This is a genomic window from Seohaeicola saemankumensis (assembly GCF_021021435.1).
Taxonomy (GTDB): Bacteria; Pseudomonadota; Alphaproteobacteria; order Rhodobacterales; family Rhodobacteraceae; genus Seohaeicola.
On the sequence record NZ_JAINWI010000026.1, the window covers coordinates 1 to 10,486 of the forward strand.

Genomic DNA, 10,486 nt, shown 5'->3' on the forward strand with positions numbered 1-10,486 from the left:
AGGCGATCCACGCGGCGCAATCAGGCGAGTTGCCGTTTCCGAAGCCGGGGGGAGGGGGATCGCAAGGCACGCTGCCGCTGAGTGTGCGCGCCATGCCGATGACGCCGCCGTCGGATGGGCCAGGGGGAACAGAAGCCGATGTGGAGAGGGCAAGCCAGGCTGGCGATGGTCAACCGTCAGGCCAAGCCGACGCCGCTCCAAAGAAGACCGCGCCTGTCGTTCAAGCCGTCATCGCCGAGGAACAGCGCCAGATGGAGATGGATTTTGGGGGCCAGGTTGCGGATGCTGAGACAGTGGGCGTGGATGATGGGGCCCAGATGCGCTCTGCTGTCGATGGATTGGATGCAATGGAAGCGATGCTGCAGGAGGAGGGTGGCAAAAAGCCAATTCATCGGTAGGGCGGTGGGCATGGTCCGACGGTCATAGAGGGCGGAAAGCAGACTAATGGCAGTGCAGCAAGACAATGGCCGCATTGGCCTAAAGCAGAAGCTCAACCGTCCGGAGGCTGGCGAGCGCCCATATCAGCGTGGAGGGCGGAGAGCCGCCTGGCGGCAGCGCGGCGGGGCGAGTAAAACAGGCTCGGATTGCAGTCGCTGATTCGAACTGTAGCTAACGGGGCTGTGGCTTCTTTGTCGGGGAACTACGTCCCTTGTTCGTAGGTAAGAATAATTTCCTCAACAGCAGCGACCGCAATCGGCTTGACCCCGCCCGCCGGGCCGACAGAGCTACATCGTAGCAAGGTGGCCGGGTCCACGAAGGGAAAGCATCACTATATGTTCTTTTTTGTTCTGATAAGGTATCTCCGCATGCCGATCAGAGGCAGACGACTGAAGCGCGAGGTTCCTTTGTGGAAATCCACATTTCTGGCTTTTTGGATTGCACGAAAGCCAGAAATATGGAATTCAGGATGCGTTATCGCGGTCGAACAGGGACGGTCGCCAAGAAAAGGGGGGCCGAATGGCCAGGAACCAGCCAGTTGGATCCGACGACGAAAGCGGCCAGGAACCCGAAAAAGGGGTCTCGCTGAACTTCAAGGTAAGCCCGGAATTCAAGAAGCAATTCAAGGGCTTTGCTGTCGCGGAAGGCATCAGCATGACCGACCTGCTGAAGGACGGCTTCGCGCTTTCCAAAAAGGAGCGGCAGAAATGACCGCTCCGGCGGCCACATCCTTGCGCTCGGGCAGCACCCGCGCGGCGTCAACGTGCAGACGGCAGCGATGACACTCGACACCCGAATGGAGTCGGCCGACTGGCTGTTCGCGATAGCGGAGGCGCGCGACCTGCCAGTCGTCGACGGGCTGGTTCCGGTCGCGGGCTACGATCACGCCGGCCGTCCGCCCGAGGAAGTCGCGATCATGGAGAAGGCGCTGTCTTACGGCGCCCGCGCGGTCTTCTTCGAAGCGGCGCGTCACGGCCGCGCTGCGGTCGCACAAGCCTTCATCTTCGACGCGGCCGACGAACCCGACGACGCGCGTTTCGCCGAGCTGCACAAGCGGCTGTGGAGTTGGGGCGGCGTCCCGCTCGTTTACCGCGCGGGCCGCGGCGCGATCCAGTTGTTCCGCTGCGCGCACGAACCCGACTTCGCCGGTCCCGACGGCAAACCCATCTGCCGGCCGATCCGAACGCTGCTGACAGGCGCTAAGATCGCCGAGCTCGACGTCTGGTGGGATGCGGCGCGCATCCGCAACGGTACGATCTGGGACGATCCCCACGCCTGCAGCCTGATGCTCTCCGCCCAGAAGGCGGCGCATCGGACGCTGGTCGAGGAGGTTCGTTCGCTTGCCAAGCAGCTGTCCGAGCGGCACTTGCTGTCGCCTAGGCTGCGCCGAAAGCTGCTGATCCTTTCCCTCCTGATCGCCTATCTCGAAGAACGCTCGGTACTGCTCCCGACCGATTTCAACCAGGCGCGCCAAGGCGCAGGGCGCTTCTTCGAGATCCTCGGCGACGGCCCGGCATTGATCGCGCTGCTCGAGGCGCTCGAAGAGCGTTTCAACGGCCACGTCTTCAAATTGACAGAGGAAGACCGCGCGGCGCTGTCGGCGAGCACCGAGCTTGCCAGCTACGCCCGGTTGGTCGAAGGCTATGAGGACAGCTCTGGCCAGCTAAGTCTCTGGCGGCTCTATTCGTTCCGCGATCTCCCGGTTGAGCTGATTAGCAATATCTATCAGCTCTTTGTCAAGGACGCGGCAAGTTCCATCTACACGCCGCCCGCACTCGTGCGCCTCATGCTTGAGGAAGCGCTGAGCTGGGAACGGCTCGACCGCTTGATGGCCGGCGACGGCGTCATACTCGACCCGGCCTGCGGGTCGGGCGTGTTCCTCGTCGAAGCCTATCGGCGGCTCGTCCTGCACTGGCGCTGGCACCACGACTGGGCGCGCCCCGGCGTGGATGAGCTGCGCCCGCTACTCCAGCGGGTTCACGGGATTGACCTCGAAGAGGGCGCGGTCGAACTTGCCGCTTTCAGCCTCTGCCTGAGCCTCTGCGACGCGCTGCAGCCAGAGGAAATTCGCTCGAGCGTCAAGCTCTTCCCGCCTCTCGCGGGCACGACGCTCCATCACAGCTGCTTTTTCGATGCTAAGGCCAGAAGGCTCGTCGGCGCGCCGGTCGCCGCCATCCTCGGCAATCCGCCATTCGAATCATCGCTGCCGACTGCCGGCGCGAAACGAAGCTACGCCGCCTACAAAAAGGCCAACGGCGCGCTTGCCGACAAGCAGCTTGCCTATCTCTTCCTCGACGAAGCGATGGAGCTCCTCGCTCCCGATGGCGTGCTGGCGATGGTCGAGCCTTCCGGCTTCCTCTACAATCAAAACGCGCTTGCTTTTCGGAAGTCCTTCTTCAGCCGCTGGCGGGTCCGCGAGATCCTGGACTTCGTCTCGGTCCGCGGGCTCTTCAAGAAGGGCGAAGCCGACCCCAAGATCGTCGTGGTCATTGCCGAAGCCAGCAAGCCGTCCGTCGACGGCCGACTGCTCCATGCCGTCTTTCGCCGCAATGGCCGCGCCACGGCCGAGCAGGGCTTCGACATTGACTATTATGACCTGTTCTGGCTCCGCAATGCCGATGCCGAGCGGTCATGCGATATCTGGCGTTCGAACTTGCTCGGTGGAAATCGTGTACGGGACTTTGTCGAGCGGCTTCGGAAATTTCCAACGCTGAAAGACTATGCCGCCAAGCAGGAGTGGGATTTCGGGGAAGGTTTCATCGCGGGTCTCAGTGGCGAGTCCGCGCCGGCCGACCATCTTGTTGGAAAACCGCTGCTGCCGACGAGCGCACTTTCCGAAACCGGACTGGACACGAGTTTTCTTGAGACCGTGCCAGATCGACCGATCAAGCGGCCCAAGACCGAGCGCCGCTTCACGCCGCCCTTTCTCCTGATCAAGGAGAACGATGATCTACACCACGGTGTGTGGGCCGGCCACTATCTCGCCTACAAGCACCGCATCGTGGGGTTTGCCGCAAATCAGCGTGACATCGACAAGCTCAGAGCCGTTGAAGCGTGGCTGCAACGTGAAAGCACCGCGTTGCGGGCCTATGTCGCGGCAGTCAGCGCCAGCCTGTTCGTCCAACGCGCGACGGCGATATTGGGCGCTGATATCTACGCTTTGCCTTATCCCGAAGACGAGGACCTCGATCTCAGCGAAAATGAGCGCATCGTCGCCCAGGATATCGTGACGCATCAACGGGATTTTATCCGGCTCGGCGCTACCGCGCCGGTAATGCGAGCAGCGCCAGACGATGCTCTTGCTGACTTCGATGCCGTGTTCGCCCGTCAGCTCAACACCGTCTACACCCGCAATCCGATACGCCCGCTCGAATCTCAGCGGTGGTCGGGCGCGATCTGCAGAGCTTATACGTTTGGCGATGGCGCGGTGGACTGGTCGGGAGCAGATGAGCTGCGCGGCAGGCTCGATGTGCTCCTCCACGAGCGCCGCGGCTCGGGTCTGACGGTCACCCGGATTATCCGCCTTTACGACAAGGGCTTCGTCTTCCTACTCAAGCCCGACCGGCACCGGTTCTGGACCCGATCGATCGCGCTGCGCGATGCCGATGACGTGCTCGCCGACTTGCGCGAGCAGGGCTTCTAGTATGTTGGCTGACGAGGGAGAGCGCCGGACGCAGGCCGGAACGCTGGACAGCGAGGTCCATCTTCCGGGCGAGTGGATGAATGCTCTCATCGGCTTCATTGAAAGCGTCCTACCCAGTTGGCGCGATGATCCCCGCCGGCCCGCGCAGACTGGCGAGGACGCCTTGACCGCGCAGCTCTGCGCGAAGCTCGCCAGCGCCAGCCGGCACACGCCAGGCTGGGATTTTCTGCAATTCCGGCGCGAAGAGCCCGACACCGCCGATGGCCGGCGCGCCATCGACCTCGCCGTCGCGCCGAGCGGCTCGGTTATCTGGATCGAAGGCCGCGAATATACCGAGTACCAAACGCTCCTTCCGATCGAATGCAAGCGGCTCCCAACCCCAACGGGCCACAAGCGGGACGAACGCGAATATCTCTACAGCCGTTTCAGCACGACCGGCGGCGTGCAACGCTTCAAGGCGGGACATCACGGTTCGTCACACGATCGGGCGGCGATGATCGCCTACGTGCAGGAGCGAGACATCCCATCGTGGGCGGTCCAGCTCGACGACTGGATCGACGGTCTCGAAAGCGACGCCGTCGAGGGCTGGTCTGCCGCCGACAAGTTGTCGCTCCTAGAGTATGATTCGCCATCGCGCGTGGCGGGCCTCACTTCTGCCCACACACGCAGTTCGGCGCTTGGCGGTATTCGGCTCGATCACCTCTGGATCGAGATGTAGTGCGGTCGCATCGCCGACTTGAAGCTCATTGGGACGAACGGCCGCTTTCGGCGATCCGAAGGGAGATCCCGGTCAGTCTTCAACGTCCGACATCGCGAACCTTCTGATCGGTCCAATCGGGTCTCTATTTTCAGATGGGCGCTGTCAGCCAGAGGCTGGACGCCAAGCGTAGCTGACGCTCCGCAGCCCGAAATGCCGCGCCCCGTATTCAACGGACGGTCCGGGGAATGCCGCCGCGCAGCACCGGCGAGGCTTGACCGTCCGCAAAGGGCCGTCACCGTCGCCCAAGCCGTCCCAGTCTCGCCAGCTGCGCCAGCATTTTTGATCCCGAGTCTGCGGATCCTGTGCTGCCTCCGGAATCCGTCTGCCCCATGCCTTGTCTCACAGGCATCTGCTGTACCCCGAAGAACTGTCGCGCCCTGAGGGCTGCATATTCTGCACCGCTCGCGCCTCCGATCAAATAGCGGTTGTAGGTTTGCTGGCTTCCCATGGCGGCGCGGGCGAAACTGTATCCGCCACCGAGGCCGCCGGAGAGTGCGGGCATCATGATGTTGCCGGAGATCGCGCGGACGATGAAGGGTGTTGCGATTATGAACCCTTTGGCCATGAGCACCATCATAAAGAAGGGTATAAGCGCGCCGATGTTGGAAGCCCCTTCCGGATCACCCAACTCGCCGATGAGAGCCGAGGCCACCCCAGTGATGGTCGCGAAGACCCCTGCGACCACGATAGGGTAGATCGCGAAGGAGATAAGCGCGGATAACCAGCGCGCGAAATAATCCTTGGTCACCTCGAAGAGGGTCAGGAAAATCATCACCGGGGCGATCCCGATCAGAAGCGCGATCATCAATCGGGAGGCCACGAGGATGAAGGCGGCCAGTCCGCCGAGGATCGAGAGCAGAAGCACTCCGACGATGTCGAGCATGGCGCCAGCCATCCAGTTCAGCTCGGACCCGGCGGCATTCAGGTAATCGCCGAGCTCGGCGATCAGCCGGTCGAATTCTTCAGCGAAAGTTCCAGAAGGCCCCGGGCTGCCGCCGCCGACGGAGGCCACGAGCGCGCCCGCGATACTGTCGATCCCATAGAGAATGGCAGACGAGAAGGCGTTGAACTGCATCCAATTGGTCGCGAATATCCCGATGAGCCCGATCTTGACCGCGAGCCAGAAGGCTGTGTGCCCATCCATGGCCCGATATTGATAGATCATGTTGATGCCGACGAGGATCACCACCAGAGTTGTCCCCAAAACCAGGAGCGTTCCGACTGTTTCCGCAACCGCACCAAACTGGGTTTCGGCAGCGGTGTCGAGATAGGCCTGGGAGGTTTCAACGAAGTAGGTGACGACACTCATCGCGGGGCTGCCTTACCAATTGGCTGCGGCGTCGCAGATGGCCTTGGCGGCAGTTCGTGCGGCGTTGGCGCGGCGGTTGTAGCCATCAGAAGCTTCGAGCATTTCCCACCGTTCGTTGCTCGCGTATTTTTCCCGAAACACGCCCTCGGCCGCGTCCCAGGAGGGGAACCGGGTGCCGCAGTCGCAGCTGCCGGTCTCGACGATGCGCTCGAGGTTCTGGGCGCGGTAGATGTCCTGTACCAACACGCGCTGATAGGCTTGGCGCAGGGAGATCTCCTGCATCCATACGGGTTCAGCGGGCCGGTTCGGACAGACGTCAAAGCTGCGATCGAGGGTTGGCACTAGGTTGCGCTCGGCAACGGCGAAGGTAGGCGTCAGGCTTAGGGCCAGCGCGGCCAAGGCGAGGTGCTGCGCCTGCCTCATGCCGTGGCTCCGGCGGGTGCGGTCTCACGCTTCAGGAAGACCGTGTGCCCGACATTGGCGAATTCCGAGGAGCTGATCGACACCACCTCCCAGCCTTCTGCACCTTTGGCATTCAGGCTGGCCTGCATGTCGGCAAGGCTGGTCTTACGAGTCATGGGAAAGGACAGGATATCGTATTCAAAGGTCTTCATGGGGAAATTCCAATCTCAGTTGCGCCGGGCAGGTAGAATTCGGTGATGCCGCGTTTGCCGTCATGGCGACCGGCCTGGATGATCACATCGATGGAATTTTCGATGTACTGGATCATGTCGGCATAGGTCATCGGGATCTCGGTTTTGAGTGCTGCGATCGCGAGGCGCTGCACGGCCAATTGCGGGGTTTCGGCATGGAGCGTGGTCATGGAGCCGCCATGGCCGGTGTTGATGGCTTCCAGAAAGGTCATGGCCTCCTTGCCGCGCACCTCGCCCAGGATGATCCGGTCGGGGCGCATGCGCAGCGTGGCGGTGAGAAGCACATCGGCGGTCTGGAATTCCGCGTCGCGATTGGCGATGAGGGTCACGGCATTTGGTTGGGTCGGCAGAAGCTCGGCGGCTTCTTCGATGGTGACGATGCGTTCCTCGGCCGGTACGTGAGAGAGGATCTTGCGCGCGGCCACGGTTTTGCCGGTGGAGGTGCCGCCCGAGACAATCATGTTGAGTTTGTTCTCGACGCAGAAGGCCAGCGCATCATCGATCAATCCGGCAGCCACCACGGCGCGCAAGGCGCGCTTCTTTTCCACGCGCAGGTCTTCGAGTTTGCGTTCCTTGCCGTAGAGAAAATCGAGCGCAATGCCTTCGAGTGGCAGGCTTGAGAAGAACCGCAGGCTGATCGACATGGCCGAGAGCACGGCGGGCGGGGTGATGACCTGTGCGCGGATCGGGCGACCCTTATAGGTTATCGAGACCGAGACGATGGGGCGGTCCTTGCTCATCGTGGTATTGGCCGAAGAGGCGATCTGGTTGCCGAGGTCCCTGACCTGAACGCCCGTCAGCTTTTGATCCAGCGCCCGCATGAAATGATCGCCCTGGAACTCGCCCCAACAGGTCCCGTCGGGGTTGATGCAGATCTCGATGACATCGTCGCGGGCGGCGGCGTCGATCCGGTCGAGCGAGGTTTCGAGATAGCTCAGCGACATGGGCTCAGAATATCTCCAGATCGCGGTCGACCATGACCGTGACGCGGGCGCCCTGGTCGACATAGATGACGGGGCCGATGGAGAGGTAATCGCCTATGACGCTGTCCGTGGCATCTGCCAGATCATCGCCCACGTCTTCGAGAACGTCGGCCGCAGTCTCATCCTGGACCTCGGAGGCGGCGGCACTGGGTGCGGCAGAAATCAGCGAGATCAGGGCGGCCGACCCGAAACGCTCGGCGAAGCGTGTGTCCACGAAACCGGTGACGCCAGAACGGCCCAGTTCATCACCTCCAAAGGAGCTGATCTGGACGGTCTGGCCCGCGGGCAGGATGATCCGGTCCCAGGCGATCGTGACGCGGCGCTGCGCGATATCGACGCCCGCGCGGTAACGCCCAATGAGACGCGATCCGCGCGGGATCAGGAGGCGCACGCCATCGACGCTGTAGACATCTTCGGACACCACGGCACGGGTCTGGCCGGGCAGGGAGCTGTCAAGGGCAGTTTCCATGACGGCCTGGATCATAGTGCCCTTGATGATGGTGTTGGAGGGATTGGCGATCACCTCGGCTTGCGTCACCGTCGAGGGCAGCGCACCGTTCAGCACGAAATCCGTCACCTCGCCGAAGGTGCGTTCGGTCAGAGCCGTTTCATTCGCTCCTGAGGCACCGCCAAACGCGATGGTGGGCGAGGCGATGCGCCGCTCCTGGAAGGCGCGTTCCTCCGCGGCCCGGCGCTCCAGCTCGGCCATGCGCCGGGCTTCTTCCTCGCGGCGCAATCGCTCTTGCTCGCGTGCGCGCAGCTCATCCTCCGTGGGGCCCGCTGGGGCGGGTTGGGGCCGGCTGGCCTCGAGTTGGGCCAGTTCCAGATCCATGCGGAGTTGTTCAAGACTTCGATCCCGCGCCGTCAGTTCGTCCTGAAATCGTTGCTGTGCTGCTTCCGAGGCGGCTTGCAGCGCCGCAATCTGAGCGGTCAGCGCGTCAATTGCCTCTGCGGCGGCGGTGTCTTCCTCGACAACTGGTTCAGGGGCTTTGCGCAATTCCTCGATCTGGGCCTGCAGGGCGCTGATCTGCGCCAGAAGCTCCGCGTTGGGCTCGACGGGGTCTGGTCCGACGAACACAACCTCGGGCTCGGGCGGGGGCAAGGTCTCGATAGCGCCAAAGCCATCCCCCTCGTTTTGGAAGACGTCCGGAGTGGCCGTCGGCAAGGCTTCCTCTTCTTCGGGCTGTGAGAGGAGATAAAGCAGGGCACCACCCGAGCCGATGACGAAGACCACGACCAGCGCGAGAAGGGGCGACCGGCGCTGCGCCGCTATGGGGGCGCGGGCACTGCCTTTCTCAAGAGCGGCGAGGCGCCTTTCCAGCTCGGTGTTCTCGGTATCGCTCATGAGGCGGCCTCCGCGGGCGGGATCGCCTCGATGCAGACCACCTCTTCGCCAAGTCGCAGGACCCATTGGCGGTTTACGCCGCTGACGCGGATCACGCCGTCTTCAGGGGTTTGCGTGTTGACCGTGCGCTCGCGGCCGCCCGCGTAGCGGAAGATCGCTGGCACAGGCGCGTTTCTTGGAAACGCGAAATATGTAAACGTCCCGTCATCCCAGATGCGGGTTGGCGTGAACTCGGTCCGCGCGCTGGCACCGTAATTGTAGTTCGGCGCTTGGGCGGCGATGGCCCGGGTCGGGCGCGCAGCGTCGTCAGGATAGCGGAACTGCACCACGTAGAAGGTCGGGCTGCGGACCTCCTGGACGTTGAAATAGTAGCTGCGCCTGTTCGTGTAGACGGTCACATTGGTATGGACGCCGCGCGCGACGGGCTTGATCGCGAAGGCCTGACCGCCCGGGACGCCGTCGATCTCGAAGCCCTCGGTGTCGCCCGCGATGATCGAGCGGATGCTTTCGCCCTCCCCGAATTCGACCGTGGTGACATGGGTGAGCGACACGTTGAGACGGTAGACCTGACCCTCCTGGTAGGTAGCCAAGCGCACCCGGTTGTCGTTGGGACCGCCACGCGGGATGGCTTCGGCAGAGGCGAGGCCGGGCAACAGGGCAATGACAAAAATAAGCGATCTTATAAACAACAACGTCAGTTCTCCAATCTGTCGGAGCGGATGGAATATTCGAGGACGGTGAAGCCGAATGGATTGGTCCAGACCTCATCGATGGAGCGACGGGTCTCCGGGCGGAACTCGAAGAGAAGCGTCGCAGTGAAGAGGCCGGTCTGGGTGCCGTTGATGGAGGTCAGACGCTTGCGCAGGCGCACCGTGGCGCGGTTGGTGCCGATCCGGTTAATGCTGAGGATTTCCACGTCGAGCCGGGCGTTGGGGCCATAGACGGTCGGCGGGTAATTCTCGTTGGCGCTGTTCCAGATCTGGCGCAACCCGCTCTCGGCGGCCCCGTCCGAGCGGCGCAGGACGCTGCGGATGCGCAGATCGTTGTCGAGCTGATTGTAGATCTCCCGGTCGGTCACATAGCGGAAGACCTCCGCCTCGATGATCGCCTGGTTGGCGGTCACCGAGGAAGCGCCCACCGAGGCCTCGGGGAGTGCAAAGCCGGTGGCGGGATCATAGGGGACAACGACGGGGGGCGGATCGACATCGAGGATCGAGACAGCCGCGGCACTCAGACAGCCGATGATGCCGAAGACAAGACCTGCCAGACCAAGGCGTTGCCAGAGCCGTTCGCGGCGCAAGGCACCGTAGACCAGTTCTTCCTCGATGATCTCTTGTTCACTCGCCACGTGTCAC

The 10,486-nt window shown here is 62.7% G+C and carries 10 protein-coding genes and 1 pseudogene; 4 read left to right on the top strand and 7 right to left on the bottom strand.

Features of this window, described 5'->3' with window-relative positions; genetic code table 11:
• The 4 genes and pseudogenes from K7H22_RS18725 to K7H22_RS18740 form a co-directional block, all read left to right on the top strand.
• A pseudogene (locus K7H22_RS18725) lies at window positions 1-398 on the top strand (type VI secretion protein); the annotation flags it as partial.
• A gap of 559 nt (window positions 399-957) precedes the next feature.
• A complete protein-coding gene (locus K7H22_RS18730; RefSeq protein ID WP_230802363.1) occupies window positions 958-1,149 on the top strand; it encodes a hypothetical protein in 192 nt (63 codons plus the stop codon).
• 67 nt (window positions 1,150-1,216) lie between these two features.
• Window positions 1,217-4,081 carry an HsdM family class I SAM-dependent methyltransferase gene (locus tag K7H22_RS18735; RefSeq protein ID WP_230802364.1) on the top strand — a complete coding sequence of 955 codons (2,865 nt, stop codon included), beginning with the start codon at window positions 1,217-1,219 and terminating at the stop codon, window positions 4,079-4,081.
• Between the two features lies 1 nt (window position 4,082).
• The gene (locus tag K7H22_RS18740) at window positions 4,083-4,799 is read left to right on the top strand and encodes a hypothetical protein (RefSeq protein WP_230802365.1); all 717 of its coding nucleotides are present in this window, start codon (window positions 4,083-4,085) and stop codon (window positions 4,797-4,799) included.
• Window positions 4,800-5,073: 274 nt separating this feature from the next.
• Here K7H22_RS18740 and K7H22_RS18745 read toward each other — a convergent pair whose 3' ends face one another.
• From K7H22_RS18745 to K7H22_RS18775, 7 genes are read right to left on the bottom strand one after another with little or no spacing between them, the layout of a single operon-like run.
• Complete coding sequence (locus K7H22_RS18745) at window positions 5,074-6,150, bottom strand: type IV secretion system protein (RefSeq protein ID WP_230802366.1); 1,077 nt, start codon at window positions 6,148-6,150, stop codon at window positions 5,074-5,076.
• Between the two features lie 12 nt (window positions 6,151-6,162).
• On the bottom strand, window positions 6,163-6,573 hold the full coding sequence (locus K7H22_RS18750) for a hypothetical protein (RefSeq protein ID WP_230802367.1): 411 nt from the start codon (window positions 6,571-6,573) through the stop codon (window positions 6,163-6,165).
• Window positions 6,570-6,764 (bottom strand): DUF4177 domain-containing protein, encoded by a 195-nt coding sequence (locus K7H22_RS18755; protein WP_230802368.1) that lies wholly within the window; start codon window positions 6,762-6,764, stop codon window positions 6,570-6,572. The genes K7H22_RS18750 and K7H22_RS18755 overlap by 4 nt, the downstream gene beginning before the upstream one ends.
• Window positions 6,761-7,747, bottom strand: coding sequence for an ATPase, T2SS/T4P/T4SS family (locus K7H22_RS18760; protein WP_230802369.1), 987 nt, complete (start codon window positions 7,745-7,747; stop codon window positions 6,761-6,763). The genes K7H22_RS18755 and K7H22_RS18760 overlap by 4 nt, the downstream gene beginning before the upstream one ends.
• Before the next feature lie 4 nt (window positions 7,748-7,751).
• Complete coding sequence (locus K7H22_RS18765) at window positions 7,752-9,131, bottom strand: TrbI/VirB10 family protein (protein WP_230802370.1); 1,380 nt, start codon at window positions 9,129-9,131, stop codon at window positions 7,752-7,754.
• Window positions 9,128-9,823 (bottom strand): TrbG/VirB9 family P-type conjugative transfer protein, encoded by a 696-nt coding sequence (locus K7H22_RS18770; RefSeq protein ID WP_230802371.1) that lies wholly within the window; start codon window positions 9,821-9,823, stop codon window positions 9,128-9,130. Before K7H22_RS18770 ends, K7H22_RS18765 begins: the two co-directional genes overlap by 4 nt.
• A 2-nt stretch (window positions 9,824-9,825) precedes the next feature.
• Window positions 9,826-10,479 carry a virB8 family protein gene (locus K7H22_RS18775; RefSeq protein ID WP_230802372.1) on the bottom strand — a complete coding sequence of 218 codons (654 nt, stop codon included), beginning with the start codon at window positions 10,477-10,479 and terminating at the stop codon, window positions 9,826-9,828.
• Between the last annotated feature and the right edge of the window lie 7 nt (window positions 10,480-10,486).

Excerpts from the sequence above, each read along its gene's own strand:
- K7H22_RS18730 (WP_230802363.1), top strand. The coding sequence starts at position 958 with ATGGCCAGGAACCAGCCAGTTGGATCCGACGACGAAAGCGGCCAGGAA.
- K7H22_RS18735 (WP_230802364.1), top strand. The coding sequence starts at position 1,217 with ATGACACTCGACACCCGAATGGAGTCGGCCGACTGGCTGTTCGCGATA.
- K7H22_RS18740 (WP_230802365.1), top strand. The coding sequence starts at position 4,083 with ATGTTGGCTGACGAGGGAGAGCGCCGGACGCAGGCCGGAACGCTGGAC.
- K7H22_RS18745 (WP_230802366.1), bottom strand. The coding sequence starts at position 6,150 with ATGAGTGTCGTCACCTACTTCGTTGAAACCTCCCAGGCCTATCTCGAC.
- K7H22_RS18750 (WP_230802367.1), bottom strand. The coding sequence starts at position 6,573 with ATGAGGCAGGCGCAGCACCTCGCCTTGGCCGCGCTGGCCCTAAGCCTG.
- K7H22_RS18755 (WP_230802368.1), bottom strand. The coding sequence starts at position 6,764 with ATGAAGACCTTTGAATACGATATCCTGTCCTTTCCCATGACTCGTAAG.
- K7H22_RS18760 (WP_230802369.1), bottom strand. The coding sequence starts at position 7,747 with ATGTCGCTGAGCTATCTCGAAACCTCGCTCGACCGGATCGACGCCGCC.
- K7H22_RS18765 (WP_230802370.1), bottom strand. The coding sequence starts at position 9,131 with ATGAGCGATACCGAGAACACCGAGCTGGAAAGGCGCCTCGCCGCTCTT.